We start from the raw sequence: 23,140 nt of genomic DNA, 5'->3' as shown, positions 1-23,140 counted from the left end.
AAGGAAGTCATTATGAAATCCAAACTCCTCGCCTTCGTTGAAATCCTTCTGGTCTATGCTGTGATTCAAATCACGGGAATCCTTCGCCGTTCGACTGAAATCGTGGATTGGGAAATAAGAACTCTCGGCTGGTCTTATACGGGGATGTTCATCTTCGTCGGCATTCCCGCGCTCGTCATCTGGCTGACGCGGCGGGATTGGGCGGAGTACGGCGTCTCGCGCTCGGACTGGCGGACAAACCTCGACATCGGCATCAAAGCCTATCTCGTGCGCATTATCCCGTATGTGGTTGGCGTGGGCGGCGCGATGTGGTTGATGCTCGACAGGAATCAAATCAGCGGCGGCGCGTTCGTCGCGTTGATGGAAATCGTCGGGGTGGCTGTCATGCTCTGGGTGTTGAATCGGCAGAAGCCAGTCAAGTCGGGGCGGGGGAATGTGATCGTCACCATTCTGTTGCTACTCTTTCCAATTGGTGTTGCGCTTGCGATGAACAAGCTGAGCGCGATCGTCATTTCGACGGTTGTGTGGCAGTTCGTCTTTTCGGGGTTCGGGGAGGAATTCGTCTGGCGCGGCTACGTTCAATCGAGACTGAATCAGGCGTTCGGTCGTCCGATGCGCATGTTCGGAATCCAGTTTGGTTGGGGACTCATCATCGCCTCCCTCCTGTTCGGACTCCTGCACGCGTTCAACACATACGATCCTGCCTTCGGTTTCGCGTCGCTGTCATGGGGGTGGGCGCTCTCGTCGTCGGTGGCTGGCTTGTTCTTTGGATTGATCCGTGAAAAGACTGGCACGCTTCTAGCCCCAGGCATCGCGCACGGACTTCCCGACGCGGTCGGTGAAGCGCTGGTAAAAGTTTTCGGCTGGATGTGAGGAAAATGGATTGGGAAAAAGTGATTTTTGACCCGTGACTCTCGTTCTCGAAAGGCGTAAAGTAGGTATACGCAAGGAGTCCATCATGAAACTGAGCGGTTTGCACATCCTCTTGACCTATCAATGCCTGTACGAGTGCGATCATTGTTTTGTTTGGGGGAGTCCGCGTCAAAAAGGCGTATTGACCCTCGAACAGATCGAAGACGTTATGTATCAGGCAAAACAAGCGGGGGTCACGTCGATTTACTTCGAAGGCGGCGAGCCGTTCTTGTATTATGCCGTTCTCAAGAAGGCTGTCCACCTTGCAGCCGACATGGGTTTCGAGGTCGGCATCGTTTCGAACTCATTTTGGGCAACCTCGGTTCCAGACGCCGTCGAATATCTTCGCCCGTTTACGGGCAGGCTGAGCGATCTATCTGTCAGCAGCGACTTGTATCATTGTGAAGATATGCTGGGCGAAGGTTCGCAAAATGCCGTTGCAGCAGCAAAATGGCTTGGAATTCCAACCGGCGTGATCAGCGTCGCTCAACCCGAAGAAGAATCTCGAGAGTCGCACGGTCAACTTGCCGAGGAGGAAAGCGGCGTGATGTATCGCGGCCGCGCGGCGGTCAAACTTGCGGAAAAAGCGCCGGGACATGCATGGGAAGGATTCGATTCCTGCCCGCACGAAGATCTGCGCGAGCCGGGCCGCGTCCATCTTGACCCGTTTGGCAATATCCACATCTGTCAGGGGATCGTCATCGGCAACCTCTTCCAGAAACCGCTCAAGCAAATCTGTGAAGAATACGATCCGGATTCCCATCCCATCTGCGGACTCCTGCTCTCTGGGGGACCCTCTGCGCTGGTGACGGAATTCAATCTCGAGCACGCCTCGTCCTACGCCGACGCCTGTCACCTGTGCTATGAAGCGCGGACTACGCTGAGAGCCCGCTTCCCCGACCTGCTTGCGCCGGATCAAATGTATGGTGTTTTCGTATGAATGGCAATGACTTTATGAGTTGGGTTCTGCGTTCGCCGTTCCATAAATTGTTGAGCGGTGGAATGATGCTGATCACCGTGACAGGGCGAAAGACGGGAAGGATATTTACAACCCCGGTTGGGTTTTATGAAAAGGATGATCACCTCTGGGTGCTTACCACGCGAAACCGGACGTGGTGGAAGAACCTGCAAGACGGCGCAGAGGTCGAGTTATTTCTTAGGCATAATCAAGTTTTCGCTTATGCCGAGCCGGAATTGGGTCAGCGGTCTGTGGAGGTGCGCCTCGTTGAATATCTCGGTTATGTGCCGCGCGCTGCAAAGACTCTCGGTATCCGCATCCAGGACCGAACCCCAAATCCTGAAGATATTTCGAGAGTTGCAAGGGACAGGCTGTTTGTAAAATTCAAACTATCGAAATAAACGGGAGATCAGCGGGAATACCCCGAACAAACCGCAAACGAGAAACCCGGCGATGAGGATGGTCAGGCAGGTCGGGAATAACCAGCGAATCCATGTCCAGTAAGCGTAGGCATTCCAAGCTTTGATGACGGTAGGCTGCGCCTTGCGCAGCAAATCAGGCGCATCGCTATCGTGGGTAGGCACTGGTCCTTTTATCGGGGGCTTTCTCTCAAGTGATGGCTTTGCCTTCACCAGTAATTCCTGTGGAATTATTAAATTCACCCCGCAATAGGCGCATGCCATTCGGCTTTCGCCGGGGATGGATTCGTTCGGTCCGCCGCAGGTTGGGCAGGAAAATGATCGATCTATCATAAGTGCGGCAGCTAGAAAGAATTGAATACCGCCCAGAGCGTCCCGCCGACGATAAGCAGTATCACCACCATGATGAATCCTGTGATCAAACAACTGAAACCAAACGACCAGGCGGTGATCTTTTTTGCCGTGTCTGTATAACTTGCGATCATGGGGGCAACGCTTGCAGTATAAGCACTCACATCGTAAACCTGCGATGACGCCAATCCCTCCACAGTGCGGCGGGCGTCCGCTTCACTGACAGGCGAGAAACTCATATATTTCTGAACCGCTTCCTCTTTTCTGCCTTGTTGCGCCAGCTGGACGACTTGTGACCATTGCGCGCCATAACCGAGCATTGAGTTCATGTTCGTGCTGGTGAAAAGACTTCCAGATGACGGCTGGCTTCCCGATGAGACCGGCTTCCTCAAACTTTCCGGAATGATCACCGAACTCCCGCAATAAGGACATCTGGCGGTGCTTTCCCCGCCTGGCGGGTCGATGGGACCGCCGCAACTCGGGCATTTGATCAATTTTAAATTCATTGTGCTTTCAGGCATGGGACATCCTCCGGCTGGTAATTGTAGGATTATACGCCGATGCCCCTAAACGGGGAAAAGCCATTCGTACTATTGGTGAATTCTGCCCATTCATCGCGGTTGAGGTTAGAATCGGCTTCACCACTCAAGAGGAGTACACCCCATGACGGAACAATTCACTTTTAGCGGCGAGATCGTCTGGACACCTTCGCGGGATCACATCGAACGCGCCAACCTGACAAGGTTCATGCGCCTGCACGGCATTGCGGATTTCGATGAACTGATGAAACGCTCCACAAACGATGTGGACTGGTTCACCGATGCGGCCTTGAAATTTCTCGACATTCAATTCTACGAACCGTATTCGCAAGCCGTGGATTTGAGCGGCGGGATTCAATTCCCGAAGTGGTGCGTGGGCGGGAAACTGAATATTGTCCATAATTGTGTTGACAAATGGACGATGGACGGTGGACGGCAGACCGCTGTTGTCTTTGAGGGCGAAGAGGGGATTACAAAAGCGCTCACCTACGAAGAACTTAATAAAGAAGTGAATAAAGCCGTCAACGCCCTGCGATCGCTGGGGTTGGGGAAGGGCGACGCCATCGGTTTGTTCATGCCAATGACGCCGGAGATCGTGATCGCGCTGCTCGCGATTGCGAAGATAGGTGGAATTATCCTGCCGTTGTTCTCAGGCTACGGCGCGGGCGCCATCGTCTCGCGCATGACGGACGCCGATGCAAAAGCCCTCTTCGCGGCGGATGGTGCATTTCGGCGGGGCAGGGCAGTGGAGATGAAGTCCGTCGCAGACGAGGCGGCGGAGCAAATCCCAACCTTGAAACACATGATCGTTCTGAAAAGAACCGGGCAGAAAATTAATCTGAAGGAAGAAAGAGATCATTGGTGGCATGAGTTGGTGGATGGTCAAAGCGATGAGGCGCAGACCGAAAGGACCGACGCTGAAGACCCTTTGATGATTATCTATACATCAGGTACGACAGGCAAGCCGAAGGGAGCGCTCCATACTCATTGTGGATTTCCCGTCAAAGCTGCGCAGGATATGGCTTTTGGGACGGATGTGCATCGTGGAGATGTCATCTACTGGATGACAGATATGGGCTGGATGATGGGTCCGTGGCTGGTATTCGGAAGCCTGCTTCTGGGGGCGACGATGTTCCTGTACGACGGCGCGCCGGATTTCCCATCACCAGCGCGTTTGTGGCAACTGGCGGAAATGCACAAGATAAATCAGATGGGCGTCTCGCCGACGCTGATCCGTTCGTTGATTCCGCATGGTGACGAGCATTTTAAGAAACACGATTTGTCTTCGCTGAAATGCTTTGCCTCGACCGGCGAGCCGTGGAACCCCGACCCGTGGATGTGGTTGTTCGAGAAAGTGGGCGGCTCGAAGATTCCCATCATCAACTACTCCGGCGGGACAGAGATCAGCGGCGGCATCATTATGGGCAACCCGCTCCTGCCGCTCAAGCCATGCTCCTTTTCCGCGCCCTGCCCCGGCATGGACGCGGACGTGGTGGATGAAAACGGCAAATCTATCCGTAACGCTGTCGGAGAATTGGTAATCAAGTCACCGTGGATCGGAATGACAAGGGGTTTTTGGAAGGATAGGCAGAGGTATTTGGATACCTATTGGTCGCGTTGGGAAAATGTCTGGGTTCACGGGGATTTTGCGGCGATTGATGACGATGGGTTGTGGTACATCCTTGGACGCTCGGACGATACGATCAAGATCGCCGGAAAAAGATTGGGACCGGCCGAGGTGGAGTCGATTCTTGTCCGGCACAGTTCGATCACGGAGGCGGCGGCGATCGGTGTGCCGCATGAAGTCAAGGGAAGCGAACTGGTCCTTTTTGCAGTGACCGGTCCCGGCGTGGAGGGAAACGCGGTTCTTCGTCGTGAATTGCATGCGATGGTCGTTGCGGAAATGGGGAAACCACTCGCTCCGAAGGAAATCCTCTTTGTTTCGGACTTGCCGAAGACGCGCAATGCCAAGGTGATGCGGCGCATGATTCGCGCGGCGTACCTGGGTATGGACCCGGGAGATACTTCTTCGCTGGTCAATCCGTCTGCCGTCGATGAAATTAAGAACGCGAAATAAGACGAATGTCCTATTTGTGTTTCTCACGAATCGGTCCCAGACCCGACTTATATCCTATTGCCGGTGCTGGTTTTCGGCATGTATACTGATTCATAGAAAGGATTTATTGTCATGAACATTAAAATGAGTGCTTTGTTTATTGTTGCAATGGTTTCTCTTTCCGCATGCAATCTTGGGGCGAGTCAATCTGCAGAGGATGTGACGGGTACTGAAGCAACAGAGGCTCCTGCTCTCGAAACCCAGGTTGCCGAGCCAACCGTGGAAGCGACTGCGACCGTGGAACATAAGGACATCCCGGGAGAATTTCCCGAAACCCCAAGCGGCGTGGTCGGCGACCAGGATTCTTCGATCACTGCGGACGACAATCGCGCGCCGAGCGGCGACCGGTTCACGTTCACACGTTTCGAACGCCCATTCAATTCCGAGACCATGGATGAATACTATCCCTTTATCGACATCCAGGAAGGCGTCATATACATGGACGAAAATTGGATCTATGTAGCCATCGCTCTGAAAAGCGACGAAGCCAGCCGCGAATTGAAGGGCAGGTACGGCGTGGAGATCGACCTGGATCTGGACGGCGGCGGCGATTGGCTGATCCTTGCTTCCAACCCTGTTTCGACAGATTGGACCACGGATGGCGTGGAAGCATGGTTTGATGCGAATGACGATGTCGGCGGTGCCGTTGCCGCAGCTACGGATGAGAAACCTGAATTCGGCGATGGATATGAATCCTTCGAATTCGGTCCCGGTGTCGGCTCAGACCCGGACCTTGCCTGGGTGCGAATATCATCAGCGGACCCGAACATTGTCCACCTTGCCATGAAAACAGATATCTTGAACGGGAGTAAACGATTCCTTGCCGGGCTGTGGGCTGGGGAAGATGATTTGGACCCGTCCATGTTTGACCTGAGCGATCACTTCACACATGAGCAGGCTGGGGCTGCCCTGATCGAATTGAATGTTTTTTATCCAATCAAGGAGATTTCCGCCATCGATAACACATGCCGCATGGCGATCGGATTCCAGCCCACCGGCCGGGAACCGGGACTTTGCCCGCTGCCTGGCTCAGTGGCTGGCGAGGAGCAGATCGACGGAGGCTGTCCGCCAGAGAACATCGTATGTACGATACCGCTCACAGCGGCGTATTCCGAGCCCGTCTGTGTCTGTACCGGTCCTTGATGTGAGAAAACAAAACTGAAAATTTGATGAAAACAAGGTCGGCTTTTGCCGACCTTGTTTTTCCTTGCATTATAATAATTCGGTCTCGCAATTCGTGAGAAAAGGAGATTGAATGAAAAAGGTACGAAATCTGATCCTGGGATCGTTCCTCTCATTTGTGTTCGTCATCGCTTCGTGCGGCTCGCCGACACCGGAGGTGATCACTGTTGTTGTGACGGCGACGAACCCGCCTATTGAAGCGGCGACGGCAACCCCGGATCTGCCCCCTGCGCCGGTTGCGCTTGGCGGTCCACAAAATGGAGAGACGATCAAGTGGATCGACGGAAGTGTGTTGGTGTACATCCCTGCCGGGAACTTTACCATGGGGGATGGCGGATTCGATGCGCCCATGCACTCGGTAATGCTGGATGGATATTGGATTCAGCAAACCAAGGTCACGAACCGGATGTATGACCAATGCGTAAAGGCAGGCGTTTGCACTCCGCCGAACCAGGAGCTCGGAGGTCCTGTCTTTACCAATCCTGAATACGCCAGCCATCCGGTCGTCGGTGTGAGTTGGGACCAGAGTCAAGCCTATTGCTCATGGATTCAGGGAAACCTGCCCACCGAGGCGCAATGGGAAAAAGCGGCGCGCGGCGTGAATGGGAATACTTATCCCTGGGGAAATTCCGAACCGACCTGCGGCGTGTTGAACTTTGCCAATTGTTACGGACGCACGACAAATGTGGACACTTATGCCGATGGGAAGAGTCCGTTCGGCTTATATGATATGGCGGGGAACGTATTCGAATGGATCTTCGACCTTTATGACGCGAAATATTACAACCAATCGCCGGTCGAGAATCCAACCGGTCCGCAAGCCGGGACGTATCGTGTTGTGCGCGGCAGCTCCTTCGAAACCGATGATGAACAGATCGCAACCTCGATCCGGCGTTACAACGAACAGACCGACAGCGGCCGCGACATCGGTTTCCGTTGTGTGGTCCCCAATCCGCAACCGTTTGCGCCATATTGCCAGTTGACGGCTCACGTCCCTGCAAATCAAGTTGCCGCTGTAAATTCCTGCGCCTTGCCGGAGGGGGTTCAGGTCAATCAATTCTGCCAGCAGGGTGACGGGTTCGGCGTGGTGCAAATCTCGTTTGGTGCCACATGGGAGGAACGCGGCACACGCATTCAATGTACGGAGACATCGGAGGGCGGGCTTCGCACACTTACCTGCCGTGGTCCGCGCAGTATCGAATCAACAAACGAAATCGTGGTCTGTAACCCGGCTTGTACGAATCAGCCGGATGTTTCCAGTTTGAATGCTTTTTGTGATGCCGGATACACGCTCGATCCAGCCACTGGCGCTTGTTCCTACACCCCAATCCTCGCTCAACCTTCAGCCGGGGGATGTCCCATCGGGTATGTGACTGTCATGCGCGGCTCGCAGCAATCCTGCGCCGTCGGTCCAGGACCGGACGGTTCATGCCCCATCGGGTTGTACTTCGATGATCTGGCGGGAATGTGCGCGCCTCCGAACGGTGAGACAAATGCACCGTTTGGCATCGATAATGCGACTTTGGCATCCCAGACCTATGCCGGATGCGCCGCCGGATATTCCTATAACGAAAACTTCCAATGCTGCCAGCCGGGCGCCGGAGGCGTGACTCCCAGTTGCGCGCCGGGATTCATCTTCGACTCGAATTCAGCCGCATGTGTGCCCGTCAAGGAAGAATCGCTAGGCGGCACAGGTTGTATCACGGTGCGGGTGACCACAGTGAAATGCTCCGAATGGGTGGACAAAGTCTGCGCGCCCATTGCGACGGAAGCCCACTGTGTGGCGAATCTCAACTGCCGCTGGAACGAACCGCAAGACGCCTGTGAACTCCGAAGCATTCCGTTGAACAAATAATTTGAATTCGAGAAATTAGGTTCATGAAAACCGTCCTTTTGAAAGGGCGGTTTTTTCTTACGGCAAGGTATGAGTTGATGGATGGGTGACAGGCTCCGGCTTAGAACGAGGCGGGAAATTCCTCCTCTGGTGGGGTTGAAAAAATAGAAAAAATGTTCTATAATGGGAGCATTCGTATCCACTTTTCCCAGAGGAGATTGTCATGTCAAAAAGAAACGTTGTCCATGTTGAAATACCTGCCGCTAATCCGAATAAAGCCGCGGATTTCTACCGGGAATTATTCGGGTGGAAGATCATGCCGATGCCGGAGATGAATTATGTCATGTGGGAAGCGGAGGATGGCTCGGGGGGTGGTTTTCCCGAAGTGTCCGATGAAAATCCGGCCGGTCGCGTGACGGTTTACATCGACAGTGATGATGTCGATTCAGACCTCGAGAAGGTGAAAATGCTCGGCGGCAGGATCCTGCACGAAAAGACGGAGATTCCCGGCATGGGTTGGTATGGAGTCTTCCAAGACCCGGACGGAAATGTCCTTGCGGTATATCAGGGTACGAACCCGTAGGTGTACCATGACCGAAACGATCTTAACCCTGCATCCGGATGCCTCGAAAAAAGGTGTAAGGATCGAGAAGACGAAATACGAGGATATGCGGACTGCGATTCTCGAGACCTTGAAACGTGACGGCGCCATGACCTTTATGGAACTCGCCGCCCTGCTCGAAGACCGGATGCAGTCAAATTTCGGCGGGTCGGTGATGTGGTATTTCACCACAGTCAAATTGGACCTCGAAGCGCGCGGGGAGATCCGCCGTGTGCCAAAGACAAAGCCTCAAATGGTCGAACTCGGATCGGGTTGAGATGTATTCAAGATTTGGAAAGTTGACCGTCCAGCCTGGTAAACGAGACGCACTGGCGGAAATCCTTTTACGCGCCTCAGCCCTGACTTTGAGCTTGCGCGGTTGCCGGACCTATATCGTCCTCGAAGACCTCGCTGACGAAAATACAGTCGCGGTCTTCGAGATTTGGGACGATAAAGAAGCTCACGCCGACTCCCTGCGCAATGAGGACGTCCGCGCCTTGATTGCTGAGGCGTCACCTTTTATCGCAGGTGTGACGGGTGGTTCGGAAATGCGAGTCGTTGGCGGGTTTGGGATTGATACGGTACATCAATGATGAACTGAACCAGACGTGTTACGATTCCGTTTCCCTTAGCTTTATTGATTTGAATTACAAGGAGAGTAGCCATGAGTGGAGTAAGAGTTTTGGTCGGGACGCGCAAAGGCGCGTTCATTCTCACATCGGATGGAAAACGTAAAAAATGGAAGATCTCCGGTCCGCATTTTGCCGGATGGGAGATCTATCACATGAACGGCTCACCCGCAGACCCGAACCGGTTATATGCATCGCAATCTTCGGGTTGGTTTGGACAGATCGTCCAGCGCTCGAACGACGGCGGAGAAACCTGGGAGCCGGTTGGAAATAATTTTGCCTATGATGGAGTTCCAGGTACCCATTTGTGGTACGACGGGACGCAGCATCCCTGGGAATTCAAACGCGTCTGGCGGTTTGAGCCATCGCTTAGGGACCCCGACACTGTTTATGCCGGCGTGGAAGATGCGGCATTGTTCCGATCCTCTGATGGCGGCATGACCTGGCAGGAGTTGCCCGGTCTGCGCGAAACGAAGGGACATCTTTGGCAGCCCGGCGCGGGGGGCATGTGCCTGCACACGATCATCCTTGATCCGAATAATCAAAATCGAATATTCGTTGCAATCTCCGCCGCGGGGGCATTTCGATCCAATGATGGCGGCAAAACCTGGCAACCCATCAACAAGGGTTTGAAGTCCGGCGAGTTGCCCGATCCCGATGCCGAGGTCGGACATTGCGTTCATAACATCGCGATGCACCCTTCGAATTCGAACATCCTTTTTATGCAGAAGCATTGGGATGTTAATCGCAGCGACGACGGCGGCGATTCATGGCATGAAGTGAGCGGCAACCTGCCCAGCGATTTCGGTTTCCCGATCGCAGTCCATGCACATGAGCCGGATACCATCTATGTCGTTCCGATCAAGAGCGATTCGGAGCACTTCCCTCCCGACGGAAAACTCCGCGTCTATCGCAGCCGTTCCGGCGGGAACGAATGGGAAGCTTTGACGAAGGGTCTGCCCCAAAGCGATTGTTATGTCAACGTATTGAGAAGCGCATTGGCGGTGGATGCTCTCGATTCATGCGGCATCTATTTCGGCACAACCGGCGGACAGATTTACGCCTCTTCCGACTCTGGCGATAGTTGGACTGCCATCGCAAGGGATCTCCCCGCGGTTCTTTCCGTCGAAGTTCAAACCCTGAAATGATCCGAGTACAACTCCCATATCACTTGCAAAACCTGGCACGCACCGGCAGGGAGGTGGAGATTTCCATCGAGGCTGAACCAAGCATCGGGTCGATATTGGATGCGCTTGAGAATCGGTATCCCGTTCTGCGCGGGACGATTCGGGACCAGATCACCGGCGAACGCCGCCCCTTCATCCGCTTCTTTGCCTGCGGGAGGGATTGGTCTCTGGATGCCTATGATGTTATTCTCCCCGAATCGATTTTGGACGGAACGGAACCGTTTCGGATTGTCGGCGCAATGGCTGGCGGATAGCCATTCTGCAGTTTCTTGACGCAGTTAATCCGTGGTGGTATCCTTGCGCCCAATGTTCAGCCAGCATTACTGCGATACTAATACCAACCTTCATAATACTGTCACCGGATCGGTGATGGGATGTTGGCGGTTACCTGGTGAACAGCAACAAGTTCATACAAACTAAGTAATCCCAGCGCCCCGAGCCATTCGGGGCGTTTTTCTTGAGGAGAGAAATCATGTCCATTCCCAATACCACTCCCGTTTTCGCAGTCGACGAGAAGAATCTCATTCCCGTCAGCAGCCATCTCAAGCAGTTGACGGATATTCCGCCCTCGCGCATGTTCCTCATCAATAAATCGCTGAAGGTCTATAAAGATAAAAGTCCGGAGGCCAAGATCTTCGACGCCTCGCAGGGTGACGGAGGCGCGTCGTTACCCGGGACTCCCAGGCCGATTCTCGAACGCGCGCTTCAACTCCAGTTGGAGCATGGTACGGCTTACGATATGCCTTTCGGCACCGAAGCCTATCGCAAATCCGTGATCGAGCAATATTGGAAATTGGACTCTTCGTCAGGTTGGGGACCTGCCAACGTGCTTGGCACCGCGGGAGGACGTGACGCCCTCGTCAAAGCCTATCAAGCCATGCTCGCCCTCGGTCACGGACGTCAAGGCGACCTCATCATGGTTTCGCGCGTCCCGTGGATTTCCTACAACTGGGGACCGTACGGAGTCGGTGCCAATGTCCTCTGGGCGCCAGGCGACCCCGCGCAGGGCTGGGCATATTCAGAAGAAGCGATCCGTGAAAGCGTGAATTTCGCCGAAACCACGGGACGGAAAATCGCTGGTCTCGTCATCACCAACCCTGATAATCCTACAGGCTTGACCATCGCAGTCGAGAAGCAAGTCTCGCTCGCCAAAGCCGCTTTGGAAGCAGGAGTTGCATTCGTCCTCATCGATTGGATGTATCACTACGTGACCGACGAATCGCCCATGGATTTGAACTCCTTCCTCAAATATTTCACGCCTGAAGAACGCGAGCGCATTATGTTCCTCGATGGGATCACCAAATCGCTCGGCGGATCGAATATCCGCAACTGCCACTTGATTGCGGATGAATCCATAATCAAGTTCATTACGGCGCGTGCCTCGCATACGGTCATGCCTTCGTTCTTCTCACTGGCGGTCGCAATGGCTGCCTACGAAATGGGATTCGCCGAAGCCGCGAAATCCATCATCGAACCGACCAATGCCAGCCGCGTCATTTTGAAGAAGTTGCTGGCTGAGAGTGGTATGCAACACATCATCGGCAAAGGCTACTACGCCTTTATCAACGTGGGTGAGTTTATCAAAGCCAAAGGCTGGGCAGACACGGAACCCCTCGGTCAATACCTCGCCGAAAATCACGGCGTTGCCGTTGTCCCCGGCGCGTTCTTCTCACCCTTCGGCGCCGAATGGATTCGTTTCTCCTACGCCACCCCCGTCGACCGGACTGAAGGTGCGTTCAAGAGGTTGATGGAGGGGTTGGAGAGTTTGAAAAGATAGAACCCTTCAACTTCGCTCAAGGCAAGCGTGGAAAGTGGAAAGTGGACGAAAGAAGAAAGAGGAAAGAGGCGACGAGCGGAGGGTAGAATTATTCTTCCTGTCTCGTATATTGCAAATCGAACGCGCGTTTTGCGGCAAACCAATCGAAAAAACCTTGTGAGTCGCCCAACTCTCCAGATTCAAATTTGAGCAGAAATTCATCGGAAGTCATTCCGTATTTTTTCTCAAATCACTGGCAGGTCTTTTGGTAATCTGATAGGTCTTTACTCATGATCGTAATATTAACAGAAACTCAGACAATACTAGCCGCGAATGCCCATATACGATTGTTCTTATTCGTTTATTCGTGCAAATTCGTGGACGGACACCACAACCCGAAGCCGCTTTCGAGAGATTAATAGAATAACTTTTGATTTTTTCTTTATCAACGATGAACAAAGGGCATAGTTTTCGAATTGTCTTGACCTGCCACTTTCCACTTTCCATTCTCTTTCTTCCTTCCTCTTTCAAAGCCCTTCAATAACCTTTTTTATCAGGACTCACCCATGCCCCAAAAATTTGCCGACAAATACCTGCTCGCCCTCGAGCAAGCCACGAAGGAAAAACCCTTCAGCGGACTCAACGGCTTCGAACAAGAATGGAATCTCCTCGATGAAGACCTGCGTCCGTTGCTCACTGTGGGCGCGGGACCCAGCCAACATTCGTTTGTAGATTATCTCCGCGGCGAGTGCATACCGCCGTGGCAAAATCAGTTCAGTCAGCTTGAAGTCTTCCACTGGATGATCGAATGGGCGACGCGCCCGTATTACAGTCCGCGTGGAGCGATCTACGAAGCGCGCCTGCAAGAAGCCTCACTCATCAATGCGTTACATCGGGCGGGTATCAATTTCGGCGAACGACTCCATTATTGGCATGGCAACCTGCTCTTCCTCACCGACATAGGTCATCACTCCATTCCTGGGGAGTGGGGGATCGCCAAACGCCGCTATCTCGAAAAATGCGTGGATCTCTATGGCGATACGCTGGCGACCACCGGCATTCATACGAACATGTCCCTGCCCGATCCGCTCTTTGCATGGGATTTCATGCATCTCTCAACCACCGAGCGCGGCGATATGCATCTTGATGAATTCAAATCCGAATTTTACATAACCGCCACGCGGTTGCTGCGAGCCTTCGCCTCGCTTTTCGTGGCAACTTCCGCTTCGACGCCGATGCAGGCTGAGGTCCGCGGCGGACGCGCTGTGGTCGCCCTCACCGAGTTCGATTCGATTCGCAATCTCACCTTCCCTAATCCGCCCGCCATCGACCTCCCCGACCTCTATCGTTCGTACAACGATTATCTGCAAATCTCCTACGACCTTGTGCGCCGCGGCGTCCGCTTTGGGAACAACAACTGGACTCCCATCCGCGCCCGTAGTTTTGCTGAACCCGTCGAGCGGATCATCTCCACGACGAGCGACCAACTTGCCTCGCTCTACGCCCGCGGCTTGTTTGCCGCCGGTCAGCCGACTCCACCTGAGGAGATGGCTCTCCAAATCGAAAAACAAAACCTGATGGCGCGCATCAACCTGCCGATGGGCCGCGTCGAAATCCGCACCGATGAAGGCGGTCATTCGCTCGACCTGGATATCGCCAACCTGACATTCAAATATTTGCTTTTGCTGCGTATCTATTCCGATCCGACCTTTGCGCGTTCTTTCCGTTACGACCGCGAGGATGTTTCCCGCGCCCGTGCCAACGAAAAACTTGCCGCTCAATATGGTTTACGCGCCGAGATCGAGAACCCGCTCACTGGCAAACCCATGTCGGTGCGCGCCTTTCTCAAATGGGCTCTTAACGAAGTCAAGCCGCTCGCAAAAGCCTTGAACCTGGGGGATGATCTTTTGCCGTTGATTGAAATGGCTGAGGGCGGACGCAACGACTCCGAAAAAATCCGTGCGCGCCTGCAAATGGAGCTCGGTGAAAACGACGAGGTTCCGCTCACGATATTGAAGGAATTATTCTACGAACGCGAAGTGCAGGTGAAAGCCGATATCGAACGAATCGCTTCTGACCACCTCTCCCTCGGTAGCGATGCCTCCAAGATTGCTGAGTATATCAACCGGTCCCGTGATGTGATTCGCCAAATTCCCACTGCGCCCATCCGCTTCCGTCCGCGCGAGCAGGCGGTCATCGAAATTTCCTACCCCGATAAAACTTCCGAAATCCTTGATTTGGCCCAACAACTGATTCGCATCCCGTCTGTTACCGCCTCTCCCAACGAACGCCTCGACGAAGTCCATCGCGCCGCTTCCTTGATTGACGACTACCTCCGTGGCGCAGGTCTCGAAACCAATTTCTTTGACGGAAAGTATCCAGCGGTCTTCGCAAAATTCCCAGTTACTAATAACCATTTACCTAATCAACAATCCTCCAATCCTCCAATACTCTTAACAGGTCACTTTGACGTCGTCGAACCTGAACCAGACGACTCACAGTTCACCCCGCGTATCGAAGGCGATTATCTGCGGGGAAGGGGTGCCGCGGATATGAAGACCGTCGTTGCAACGTACCTGGTGTGGTTGAAGGATGCCTTGCGCGTAGCCAGATTGAAAAGTGATGCCGGATCGACACCAAATATTGCTTTACTACTAGTCGGCAATGAAGAGAACGGCGAAGCCGAAGCTTGGGGCACACCGCACGTCTTGAAGGAATTGGATTTAGCGCCATCCCTTTTCATTGCGGGTGAGAGAACGGGTGAAAAAGGAATCGAACTCTACGGAGAAATCTGCGTCGAAAATCGCGGCGTCATGCGTTTTGATGTCATCGCGCGCGGGGCGAAAGGACATACAGGAATAGCAGGTACTGGAGACTTGAGCGAAAAACTAATCGCCGCACGTTCTTACTTGAACGAAATCTTCGATAAACATCTCACACTCAAATCATCCGATGGGTGGCAATCGCAGGCAAAGTTCCCATTTATCAGTGTTGGCACGCCCGGTATTTACAACGTCACTGCCGGGGAGGGGATTCTTGGCGTAGAGATTCGCCCCATCCCCCAGGATGATGTCAATGGCCTGCGGTCTGCGGTCGAAGCCTATTGTGCCGAAATCGGTCTCGAAGCTCGGTTCTCCGTAATGGAAAACGGCGTCTCCTGCAACCCGAATAATCCGGCGTTGAAAGCGTTGATCGAAGCAGTCAAACAGGCTTCAGGTGGTGAAGAGCCGAGACTCGGGAAGAAGTTACCCGGCACCAGTGCACGATTCGCTCCCGGCGGGCAGGCAGTCGTATGGGGACAATCCGGCATCGGCCCACATGCAAAGGACGAGGCGCACTTCATTCCCAGCATCGAGCCGTATTACCGATCGTTGATTGAACTGGCGAAGTTGTGGAAGTAATTGCGGGGCCGGACACTTGCGCCCACCCCAGGTGCTGTGTTGGTAATCCGCCCTACTTCTTCTTTTGTAGAAAATCAAACGGCGGGCGTTGATTCAACTTAATTAGATTTGCCCCCATCTCATTTACATGCAGCGCCGTTAGCGAGCCCGTGTCGCAGCTCAAACGCTGAAAGTGGTCCAGCGGCATACCCAGAAAATGTGCCACCGTCAGTTTGATCGGATCGGCGTGAAAGACCACTGCCACCACATCCTGAGGCTTGTGATGTTTTTGGATGATGCGCTCGAGCGTCCCCACGTAACGCGTCTGCGCTTCGATGAACGACTCGCCCTCCGGGAATCGAAAACGTGACGGTGAGTTCTGTACGATCTTCCAGACCCTTGTCAACCGGAGCATCTTCAACGTCTTCCCCTGCCATTTACCGATGTCGGTATCCATCAGGGCAGGTTCCTTAATGATCGGCAATTTGTGGGATTCGGCGATAGGCTGAGCAGTTTCCATGGCACGTTCCAGCGGACTGGAATACACCGCTTTGAGAGGAACTACTTTCAACGCCTCGCCCAACGCCTGAGCCTGGTTCTGTCCCTTTTCATTGAGGTGAACGCCGGGAATTCGTCCGGCCATTTTCCCGGTCTTCACATATTCGTTTTCGCCGTGACGGATGAGCAACAGGAGAGGCATTATGTTCCTTTGTGAATTTCGATTCCCAGCCGCATCACGTCCAAAAACGGCGTGGACTCGTTGTAATACTCGCATAGCGAAATCCAGACCGGCTCGTGCGGCATGGATTCGGGATGGCGCTTCTTGACCTCTTTGAAGGCATCAAACAAACCTAGGCCATCTTCTTCTTTCAATGCTGCGGCGGAGAACGCGCTCGAACGGTTCACCCCTGCGCCACAAGCGACCAGCACACGATTGCCTTTTTGCTTATGCTCGCGGATGAAATCCACGCCCCGCCGGATATGTTCGTGAGAGATCGGAGCGACATCCTCGATAGGCAGATAAAGTGAAACGATACCCGGCTGTTCCACGTGTTCGGCAAGTTGCAACATCGCGCGGATGGAATTGAGGTCGAGATAACTCTTATTCATCGTATCGCGGTACGCGCCTATGAATAACCACGGACGGATCTCGTCCATGCTATTTGATCTTCCTCTTCATCTCCTGGATCTGCTCTTCGCTCATGGCAGGAATATTTTCCACCTTGGTGATGCCCAACGCCTTTCGTTGCGCCTCGCGCCACATCTCGAGTCGTGCAGTGACCTGTGATTCGTAACCTTCTTCTGAGGGGGAGTAAAAATAGGTGCCAAGCAAACGTTTTGGTAAATATTGTTGCGGCGTGAAATGACCCTCGAACTCGTGTGGATAAATATAATCCCTGCCGTGCCCCATCGCGGCGGCATCCCGGTTGCCATCCATCAAATGACGCGGCACTGAGATCTGTCCTTCGTCTTCGATCTTCTTCATCGCCTTGAAATATGCGCCCGCGGAGTTGGATTTTGGCGAGGTGGAAAGATAAAGCGTCGCTTCGACGATGGGATAGATCCCTTCGGGAAGCCCGATGTAATCGAAGGCTTGGGCAGCGGACGAGGCGACGACCAAACCCATCGGGTCTGCAAGGCCGATATCTTCACCAGCGAGGATGATGAGTCGACGCAGAATGAATTTCGGATCCTCTCCGGCGTAGATCATTTTTGCTAGCCAGTACAATGCCGCGTCGGGGTCCGAGCCGCGCACAGACTTGATAAAAGCTGAAATCGTGTCGTAGTGCGCGTCGCCATCCTTGTCATAGAGAACTGCACGGCGCTGGATCGATTCCTGTGCGACGTCAAGGGTAATGTGAATGAAGCCGTTTTTATCCGGTGCGGTTGATTCGACGGCCAGTTCGATGGCGTTCAAAGCATTACGGGCGTCGCCCGAGGCGACTTCGATGAGATGCGACCGGGCGTTATCGTCAATTGTGATGTTCCTGTTGCCATACCCGCGTTCTTTGTCGGAGAGGGCACGGTCGATCAAAATGCCCGTTTCATTTTGATTCAGATTCCGCAATTGGAATACGCGCGAACGCGAGATCAGCGCTTTGATCACCTCGAAATATGGATTCTCTGTCGTTGCGCCGATGAGCGTGACCACACCCGCCTCGACGTGAGGAAGAAGCGCATCCTGCTGTGCCTTGTTCCAGCGATGGACTTCATCCACGAACAGGAGTGTCCGCTCGTTGTGTAATCGCCGTCTTTCGAGCGCTTCATCGATAACGACACGCAGGTCGGCTTTCCCCGCCAGTATCGCGGATATGGTGACGAAATGGCTTTTGGTGGTGTTTGCGATGACTTGCGCCAGCGTGGTCTTGCCGGTGCCGGGTGGTCCCCACAAAATGATGGACGAAAAAAGCCTGTCCGCTTCGATGGCGCGGCGGAGTAATTTCCCTTCGCCGATGATGTGTTCCTGCCCGATGTACTCCTCGAGCGTTCGCGGACGCATCCGCGCCGCGAGGGGTGCTTCCTGCTTCATACGTTCCTGCATGGCGTGATCGAATAGGTCTGGCATTTTGGAAATTATAGCATTCTTGATTTTTACCGGGATTCAAAAGGACGCGCGGCACGTCTTTTTTGAGTAAGTCGATCGGCTTATTTGCGCGTCGATGCCTGCCGGTTCCCACGAAGCGATGACGGAAATAAAATCCGTGTGGGTGTCCGGGGGATGATCAACGCCAGTTGGAGTGAACAAGGCCCGAATACCTTTCGAAGGGATAACTCAATTTCAATGGCAGGAGTTGACCGCTTGCTCTTCATCCTGAAAGATTTCGATATAGATGTCGAAACCGCCCAGGCGGAAGACCTCCTCGACCGCGGCTGATAGGTTGACGACCTTGAGATAAGGCGATTTGTAAATCCCGGTGCTCATGCGTTTCCGAAGTTCATCGTCATCCACGTCTTTATGGAGCTCGCGAAGTTTATTGAACAGGTTATGGATGACGCGCAGACCGGCGCTGGAGATGCGGTTGACATTATTGAAGTTTAGAATGAAATGCCGTGAACCGTTTGCAACCTGATCGTCCAAAAAGGACTGAAAGGTTTGGAAATTCGATGAGTCGATGTCGCCGGCGATGTGAACGATGTTGACGGGGATTGATGCGACGCGAGTGGTGGATTTGATGTCCAGCATGGGGATTTTCCTTTATTCAGGCGTTGGGCGTTTCTTCGGTCTTTTGTTTGTGAGATTGATGCACGATATAGATACCCGCCAGGGCGATTCCGCCGCCGATCCATTGAATGAGAGCCGGGACCTCTCCCAGCAGGGGGATGGCGAGGACAGTGGTCAGAATGGGCTGCCCGACAAGGGTGGGCGCCACAATGGAAGCGGGCAGATAACCCAGGGCATAAGTGATGGAAAGATACCCTACAGTCTGGGAGACGATGGCTGTGGCGAGAAATATCAGCCAGGTCTGCGCGGAATATCCCGTGAACAGATTTCCCAAAAGAATATTGATGACGAAGATGAAAATAGTGGCACTGACGCATACCAGCCAGGTATAACGAAAGGGATCGATGTGAATGCGTCCGCGCTGGGTGGTGAGTTGATAGGAGGCATAGAAGATCGCGGCCGCGCTTGCCATCAAATCTCCGTAGCCAAGCGTGGGATGGGTTAGGAAATCGCTTCCCACCACCAATGCCGCGCCTGCCAGTGCGAAAAATAATCCGAGCCAGAATTTTGGGAGGAGTTTCTCGCGAAAGAAAAAATAAGCAAACAGCGCAACCCAAAGGGGGGCGGTGTTACCGAGCAGGGTTGCATTTGCCGCGGATGTATACTTGACCGATGTATTCCAGAGGGAAAAATCGAACGCGGTGAACATCCCGCCGAGGATTGGAAACATCAGGTAATTCCTCTGGATCTTTTCCGAATGCAGGTTTTGCCGGATGAAGAGCGGGGTCAGAATTGCGGTCGAAATAATGAGGCGATAGAATCCTGTGATCGTGCCGGGAGCATCAGCCCAGCGCACGAACATGGCAGATAAACTAAGTGATGTGATTCCGATCAAAAGTGCGGCGTAAGGAAGAAGGCGCTGACGGGGCATGGAGCAGTATTGTACCCCGAACTCATCGACGCGAGATGGCGATCCGCTCCAGGGTGGGTAATAGTTCAGAGAGTTTGCGCAGGCTGAAGTCGGGTTTGATGCGGCGGATGTCTTCATCCTTGAATTGGGCGCGGCGTGTGATCCAGATCGAGATCATTCCCGCTTGTTTCGCACCGACGATGTCCGCTTCGAGGCTGTCCCCGATCATCACAGCTTCAGCGGGGGTTGCATTCCATCGCGCAAGTGCGATCTCGAATGCGCGCAGATGAGGTTTGCGATAAAAGCATGCGGCCGAGGTCAGGACAAAATCGAAGTGATGCCGAATGCCGAAAGACTCTACCAGATCCTGAACATCCTTGTCATCGCCCGCGTTCGAGAAAATCCCCAATCGATAATTTTCAGCCTTCAACCGTTCAAGGGTTTCGATGGTGTCGGATTCCAATTCCCAATTTTTCTGGGTGATCAGATACAGCTCATCGAGCGCGGACCGGAGAACAGATTCCGGAATTTCATCATAACCAAACTCTTTGAGCAGTTCCCGCAGGACGAAGTGATAGGTGGTTTCCTGGAAATCCTTATCCCTCTGGTCATAATACTCGTGCAATCTGGTGCGGAAAACCTGCGCATCCAGTTTTATATTGTAATCAGAAAGTGTTCGGGCAAGCGCAGCATCCGCCCTGTCGTGGACGGGTTCCCAATCTCCCCGCGCATGCATGAGCGTGCCGCCGAGATCGAACAGCAGATAACGGATCGGAGTGTACACAGGAATGGAACGGGCAGTCATCTCACGTTTGTAACCCGACGACTGCCCGTTGAACATGGGAAAAAGGGTGGATTTCGTTACTGAACGTAAAACGTTCCGCTTTGGACAAGGATGTTATCCGCGTATAGTTCCACCAGGTATTCGCCCTCTCTCAGGATGAATGTCTGGGTGAATTCATACCCGAAGGTCTTGTACCAGGTGCTGCCGCCGCTGATATCGGTCTTATCCACAATTCGGAGGGACTGGTCTTCATAACCGTTGACATATACCTTCCACAGCATTTCCTTCGGCGCATTGCCGGAATAGGTGAATTCCACAGTGAAGGATTCTTCGCCGAACGGAATGATATTGTCCGCCGCCGGTTCGAACTCTGTGATGAAGCCCTGCTCGTCTTCTCCGGTGATCTGACCGAACACGAAAGGTTCCAGCCGGATCGAATCTCCCGCGGTTGGTAATTGTCCCGTGTACTCCAGGGCAACTGTTGATTCTTTCAGCCGTTTCATTTGTTCGAGCGCGAACTGGCGTACAGCGGCATGGTCGCCCCGTACCAAATCTGGTGAAGGAGCTTGAGTCCACGGTTTGATGTTGCCGTCCAGTGAATCGATCAGGTTTTGCAGGTCGAGCGCGCCGGCGTCCATGTAATACCACAGCGAAGCTGAAGGTTCAGCGTTTTGCGAACGCGCGACCTGGACCTGCCTGACCGCCTCGTCGATCAAAACGTCATATTGCGCCTGCGCGTTTTGAAAATCGCCATTGACGAGATAACTGATTGCCTGGTTCATCCTAACGCCGAGAACTTCGGGGCGCCCGCTGAGGACGCGTTCATTGGCTTCAAAGGCTTTATCATATTGCCCCGTGAGATAATACGTCCACCCCAGGTTCCAGTTGATACTTGTATCGTCCAAACCTTGTTCGCGGGCGGCTTCCATTTCGGACAGGGCGGTTTCCAGATCTCCCAGTGAATAATGGGAAAGACCGCGCTCATAATACGCCTTGGCGTAGTATGGGTTTTCCTGGATGGCGAGGGTGAATTTGTCGATGGCTTCGGCATCCCTTCCCTGGTACGCCAATCCCACACCATCGGCATATGCTTGAATGGCTTCCGGGTCCACTTCGGGACGGATGAACAACTCCAACAGTGACCAGCCCAGCCAAAGCATGCACAAACCGACAATGCCTGTTCCAACCACGATAAACAGCCAGCGCACCCTGCCCTTCAACGCCATTGAAAGACCGTATAATGAGAGCGAAACCGTCAAAAGGGTGATCTGCACAATGAGCGCGTCGGCAGTATTGTCGGTGAAATTTCCCAGTTCAGATTCGGCAAGATACGTTTCGGAAAGCCGTGTCGCTTCGACGAGATACGTATCCGCTTCGTATTTGCCCGAGTCGGGCCAACCAACATCGGGATCGAAGTATTCCGGCCCGAGCAATTTGCTGAGGGATATGATCCGATTTTGCAACTCCCTATATCGTTCCTCGGCTGCTGTGTCGCCGACCTGCTGGGCGGCGGTGATCTGCCAGCCTAATTCCTCCCATGTCTGGAATGCGCTTTGCCATTCGTAACTGAATTGGATGGCGCCATTCACCTCATGCTTGGTTGCCTCGATGGAATACTGCTGCGCGCGACGCCTTGCCTGGTCCGATATGTTCGAGGCGTAGTTCTGATAATAGGCGGTAATCGCAACCCAGATCGCGACGGAGGCGATCATGACCGTCACCATGTTTTCGAAGCGTTGTTCGTTGCGGGATTCGTTTTTCATATCATAAACCTCCCGATGATGATTCCTGCAAGCCCGGCCAGACCTGCAAGAGCACCGAGCGCTGCCCAAACGTATTTGATCTTCTTTTCGGTCGCTTGCGCGAGGGTCAGGAACCAGAACGAAAAGGCGAGCACGATCATATCCGCAGTGAGAAAGGAGGATTGCCTTCTCAGCCTGTCCGATTCGTCGAAATAGGGCTGGGCATCAAGGTCGGAATCCTGCGAATCTTGCGCATACGCTTCCTGCAATTCCTGTTCGATGTCATAGTGTCCGTCAGAATTGATGTACCGGGGGCTGAAGAACACCGAGCTGATCCCGCTTGCCAGCCCCCAGACCTCATCCTGGACATTTGCATTCCGGGCATCGGTCTCGGCATCTGCGTTCGGGTCGTACATCAGATAGCCGAGTTCGTTGTAACGAAAGTAATCTGTGAACGCCCGGTAATGTTCATACGCGTTCACATGGTTGATGATCTCGGCTTTTTGGGCTCGGATCGAAGCGTCCAACCCGGCGAAATCCGAATCGCCCGCGCTGGAAACTGCCACTGCCGCAAGGCACGCAGCGGTTGCGCCAAGGACGGTCACCAGCGCGGTGAGAACGGCAACCCACGATTTGAAGTTACTCTTTTTTTCCATACATTCTTCTCCTTTGGTCGG

At 53.6% G+C, this 23,140-nt stretch carries 23 protein-coding genes; 13 read left to right on the top strand and 10 right to left on the bottom strand.

Features of this window, described 5'->3' with window-relative positions:
• The first annotated feature begins 12 nt into the window (after nt 1-12).
• The 3 genes from HS100_19865 to HS100_19855 all read left to right on the top strand — a co-directional run bounded on the left by HS100_19865 (nt 13) and on the right by HS100_19855 (nt 2,271).
• Nucleotides 13-873 carry a CPBP family intramembrane metalloprotease gene (locus HS100_19865; GenBank protein ID MBE7436183.1) on the top strand — a complete coding sequence of 287 codons (861 nt, stop codon included), beginning with the start codon at nt 13-15 and terminating at the stop codon, nt 871-873.
• A gap of 85 nt (nt 874-958) precedes the next feature.
• Nucleotides 959-1,852, top strand: coding sequence for a radical SAM protein (locus HS100_19860; GenBank protein MBE7436182.1), 894 nt, complete (start codon nt 959-961; stop codon nt 1,850-1,852).
• 14 nt (nt 1,853-1,866) lie between these two features.
• Complete coding sequence (locus HS100_19855) at nt 1,867-2,271, top strand: nitroreductase family deazaflavin-dependent oxidoreductase (protein ID MBE7436181.1); 405 nt, start codon at nt 1,867-1,869, stop codon at nt 2,269-2,271.
• Here HS100_19855 and HS100_19850 read toward each other — a convergent pair.
• Both HS100_19850 and HS100_19845 read right to left on the bottom strand, forming a co-directional pair.
• Nucleotides 2,260-2,622 (bottom strand): hypothetical protein, encoded by a 363-nt coding sequence (locus tag HS100_19850; GenBank protein MBE7436180.1) that lies wholly within the window; start codon nt 2,620-2,622, stop codon nt 2,260-2,262. The two genes, HS100_19855 and HS100_19850, sit on opposite strands and share 12 nt — an antisense overlap.
• 11 nt (nt 2,623-2,633) lie before the next feature.
• Nucleotides 2,634-3,161 (bottom strand): hypothetical protein, encoded by a 528-nt coding sequence (locus HS100_19845; GenBank protein MBE7436179.1) that lies wholly within the window; start codon nt 3,159-3,161, stop codon nt 2,634-2,636.
• A gap of 226 nt (nt 3,162-3,387) precedes the next feature.
• On the opposite strand from HS100_19845, the gene HS100_19840 reads away from it, so the two are divergent.
• The 10 genes from HS100_19840 to HS100_19795 all read left to right on the top strand — a co-directional run bounded on the left by HS100_19840 (nt 3,388) and on the right by HS100_19795 (nt 15,885).
• Nucleotides 3,388-5,256, top strand: a complete 1,869-nt coding sequence (locus HS100_19840; protein ID MBE7436178.1) for an AMP-binding protein — start codon at nt 3,388-3,390, stop codon at nt 5,254-5,256.
• 111 nt (nt 5,257-5,367) lie between these two features.
• On the top strand, nt 5,368-6,438 hold the full coding sequence (locus HS100_19835) for a hypothetical protein (protein MBE7436177.1): 1,071 nt from the start codon (nt 5,368-5,370) through the stop codon (nt 6,436-6,438).
• A 112-nt stretch (nt 6,439-6,550) separates the two neighbouring features.
• The gene (locus HS100_19830; GenBank protein ID MBE7436176.1) at nt 6,551-8,332 is read left to right on the top strand and encodes an SUMF1/EgtB/PvdO family nonheme iron enzyme; all 1,782 of its coding nucleotides are present in this window, start codon (nt 6,551-6,553) and stop codon (nt 8,330-8,332) included.
• Between the two features lie 202 nt (nt 8,333-8,534).
• Nucleotides 8,535-8,894, top strand: a complete 360-nt coding sequence (locus HS100_19825; GenBank protein ID MBE7436175.1) for a VOC family protein — start codon at nt 8,535-8,537, stop codon at nt 8,892-8,894.
• Nucleotides 8,895-8,901: 7 nt separating this feature from the next.
• Nucleotides 8,902-9,189: a hypothetical protein gene (locus tag HS100_19820; GenBank protein ID MBE7436174.1), complete on the top strand. Its 288-nt coding sequence runs from the start codon at nt 8,902-8,904 to the stop codon at nt 9,187-9,189.
• A gap of 1 nt (nt 9,190) precedes the next feature.
• Nucleotides 9,191-9,505, top strand: a complete 315-nt coding sequence (locus HS100_19815; protein ID MBE7436173.1) for an antibiotic biosynthesis monooxygenase — start codon at nt 9,191-9,193, stop codon at nt 9,503-9,505.
• 71 nt (nt 9,506-9,576) lie between these two features.
• On the top strand, nt 9,577-10,689 hold the full coding sequence (locus HS100_19810) for an exo-alpha-sialidase (protein ID MBE7436172.1): 1,113 nt from the start codon (nt 9,577-9,579) through the stop codon (nt 10,687-10,689).
• Entirely contained in the window at nt 10,686-10,982 is a 297-nt protein-coding gene (locus HS100_19805) for a MoaD/ThiS family protein (GenBank protein MBE7436171.1), read from the top strand. Before HS100_19810 ends, HS100_19805 begins: the two co-directional genes overlap by 4 nt.
• 218 nt (nt 10,983-11,200) lie before the next feature.
• Nucleotides 11,201-12,505, top strand: a complete 1,305-nt coding sequence (locus HS100_19800) for an aminotransferase class I/II-fold pyridoxal phosphate-dependent enzyme (protein MBE7436170.1) — start codon at nt 11,201-11,203, stop codon at nt 12,503-12,505.
• Between the two features lie 545 nt (nt 12,506-13,050).
• Complete coding sequence (locus HS100_19795; protein ID MBE7436169.1) at nt 13,051-15,885, top strand: M20/M25/M40 family metallo-hydrolase; 2,835 nt, start codon at nt 13,051-13,053, stop codon at nt 15,883-15,885.
• A 52-nt stretch (nt 15,886-15,937) separates the two neighbouring features.
• Here the strand turns inward: HS100_19795 and HS100_19790 are convergent, their stop codons facing one another.
• The 8 genes from HS100_19790 to HS100_19755 all read right to left on the bottom strand — a co-directional run bounded on the left by HS100_19790 (nt 15,938) and on the right by HS100_19755 (nt 23,119).
• The gene (locus HS100_19790; protein ID MBE7436168.1) at nt 15,938-16,564 is read right to left on the bottom strand and encodes a histidine phosphatase family protein; all 627 of its coding nucleotides are present in this window, start codon (nt 16,562-16,564) and stop codon (nt 15,938-15,940) included.
• Complete coding sequence (locus tag HS100_19785; protein ID MBE7436167.1) at nt 16,564-17,022, bottom strand: dual specificity protein phosphatase family protein; 459 nt, start codon at nt 17,020-17,022, stop codon at nt 16,564-16,566. The genes HS100_19790 and HS100_19785 overlap by 1 nt, the downstream gene beginning before the upstream one ends.
• Nucleotide 17,023: 1 nt before the next feature.
• Nucleotides 17,024-18,430 (bottom strand): AAA family ATPase, encoded by a 1,407-nt coding sequence (locus HS100_19780; GenBank protein ID MBE7436166.1) that lies wholly within the window; start codon nt 18,428-18,430, stop codon nt 17,024-17,026.
• Between the two features lie 213 nt (nt 18,431-18,643).
• A complete protein-coding gene (locus HS100_19775) occupies nt 18,644-19,048 on the bottom strand; it encodes an STAS domain-containing protein (GenBank protein MBE7436165.1) in 405 nt (134 codons plus the stop codon).
• A gap of 16 nt (nt 19,049-19,064) precedes the next feature.
• The gene (locus HS100_19770) at nt 19,065-19,958 is read right to left on the bottom strand and encodes a DMT family transporter (protein ID MBE7436164.1); all 894 of its coding nucleotides are present in this window, start codon (nt 19,956-19,958) and stop codon (nt 19,065-19,067) included.
• A 22-nt stretch (nt 19,959-19,980) separates the two neighbouring features.
• Entirely contained in the window at nt 19,981-20,778 is a 798-nt protein-coding gene (locus HS100_19765) for an HAD family hydrolase (GenBank protein ID MBE7436163.1), read from the bottom strand.
• Nucleotides 20,779-20,798: 20 nt separating this feature from the next.
• The gene (locus HS100_19760; protein MBE7436162.1) at nt 20,799-22,484 is read right to left on the bottom strand and encodes a tetratricopeptide repeat protein; all 1,686 of its coding nucleotides are present in this window, start codon (nt 22,482-22,484) and stop codon (nt 20,799-20,801) included.
• A complete protein-coding gene (locus HS100_19755; GenBank protein MBE7436161.1) occupies nt 22,481-23,119 on the bottom strand; it encodes a hypothetical protein in 639 nt (212 codons plus the stop codon). Before HS100_19755 ends, HS100_19760 begins: the two co-directional genes overlap by 4 nt.
• Between the last annotated feature and the right edge of the window lie 21 nt (nt 23,120-23,140).

This window comes from Anaerolineales bacterium (assembly GCA_015075725.1).
Taxonomy (GTDB): Bacteria; Chloroflexota; Anaerolineae; order Anaerolineales; family Villigracilaceae; genus Villigracilis.
Note: the sequence above shows the minus strand (reverse complement) of the source record. Positions and strands in the feature narration are given on the sequence as shown.

Bases quoted from the DNA above. Each gene is read 5' to 3' on its own strand.
- HS100_19835 (MBE7436177.1), top strand. From the start codon at position 5,368: ATGAACATTAAAATGAGTGCTTTGTTTATTGTTGCAATGGTTTCTCTT.
- HS100_19820 (MBE7436174.1), top strand. From the start codon at position 8,902: ATGACCGAAACGATCTTAACCCTGCATCCGGATGCCTCGAAAAAAGGT.
- HS100_19815 (MBE7436173.1), top strand. From the start codon at position 9,191: ATGTATTCAAGATTTGGAAAGTTGACCGTCCAGCCTGGTAAACGAGAC.
- HS100_19785 (MBE7436167.1), bottom strand. From the start codon at position 17,022: ATGGACGAGATCCGTCCGTGGTTATTCATAGGCGCGTACCGCGATACG.
- HS100_19755 (MBE7436161.1), bottom strand. From the start codon at position 23,119: ATGGAAAAAAAGAGTAACTTCAAATCGTGGGTTGCCGTTCTCACCGCG.
- HS100_19765 (MBE7436163.1), bottom strand. From the start codon at position 20,778: ATGTTCAACGGGCAGTCGTCGGGTTACAAACGTGAGATGACTGCCCGT.
- HS100_19830 (MBE7436176.1), top strand. From the start codon at position 6,551: ATGAAAAAGGTACGAAATCTGATCCTGGGATCGTTCCTCTCATTTGTG.
- HS100_19790 (MBE7436168.1), bottom strand. From the start codon at position 16,564: ATGCCTCTCCTGTTGCTCATCCGTCACGGCGAAAACGAATATGTGAAG.
- HS100_19865 (MBE7436183.1), top strand. From the start codon at position 13: ATGAAATCCAAACTCCTCGCCTTCGTTGAAATCCTTCTGGTCTATGCT.
- HS100_19845 (MBE7436179.1), bottom strand. From the start codon at position 3,161: ATGCCTGAAAGCACAATGAATTTAAAATTGATCAAATGCCCGAGTTGC.
- HS100_19840 (MBE7436178.1), top strand. From the start codon at position 3,388: ATGCGCCTGCACGGCATTGCGGATTTCGATGAACTGATGAAACGCTCC.
- HS100_19770 (MBE7436164.1), bottom strand. From the start codon at position 19,958: ATGCCCCGTCAGCGCCTTCTTCCTTACGCCGCACTTTTGATCGGAATC.
- HS100_19800 (MBE7436170.1), top strand. From the start codon at position 11,201: ATGTCCATTCCCAATACCACTCCCGTTTTCGCAGTCGACGAGAAGAAT.
- HS100_19810 (MBE7436172.1), top strand. From the start codon at position 9,577: ATGAGTGGAGTAAGAGTTTTGGTCGGGACGCGCAAAGGCGCGTTCATT.
- HS100_19780 (MBE7436166.1), bottom strand. From the start codon at position 18,430: ATGCCAGACCTATTCGATCACGCCATGCAGGAACGTATGAAGCAGGAA.
- HS100_19795 (MBE7436169.1), top strand. From the start codon at position 13,051: ATGCCCCAAAAATTTGCCGACAAATACCTGCTCGCCCTCGAGCAAGCC.
- HS100_19855 (MBE7436181.1), top strand. From the start codon at position 1,867: ATGAGTTGGGTTCTGCGTTCGCCGTTCCATAAATTGTTGAGCGGTGGA.
- HS100_19850 (MBE7436180.1), bottom strand. From the start codon at position 2,622: ATGATAGATCGATCATTTTCCTGCCCAACCTGCGGCGGACCGAACGAA.
- HS100_19805 (MBE7436171.1), top strand. From the start codon at position 10,686: ATGATCCGAGTACAACTCCCATATCACTTGCAAAACCTGGCACGCACC.
- HS100_19825 (MBE7436175.1), top strand. From the start codon at position 8,535: ATGTCAAAAAGAAACGTTGTCCATGTTGAAATACCTGCCGCTAATCCG.
- HS100_19860 (MBE7436182.1), top strand. From the start codon at position 959: ATGAAACTGAGCGGTTTGCACATCCTCTTGACCTATCAATGCCTGTAC.
- HS100_19760 (MBE7436162.1), bottom strand. From the start codon at position 22,484: ATGAAAAACGAATCCCGCAACGAACAACGCTTCGAAAACATGGTGACG.
- HS100_19775 (MBE7436165.1), bottom strand. From the start codon at position 19,048: ATGCTGGACATCAAATCCACCACTCGCGTCGCATCAATCCCCGTCAAC.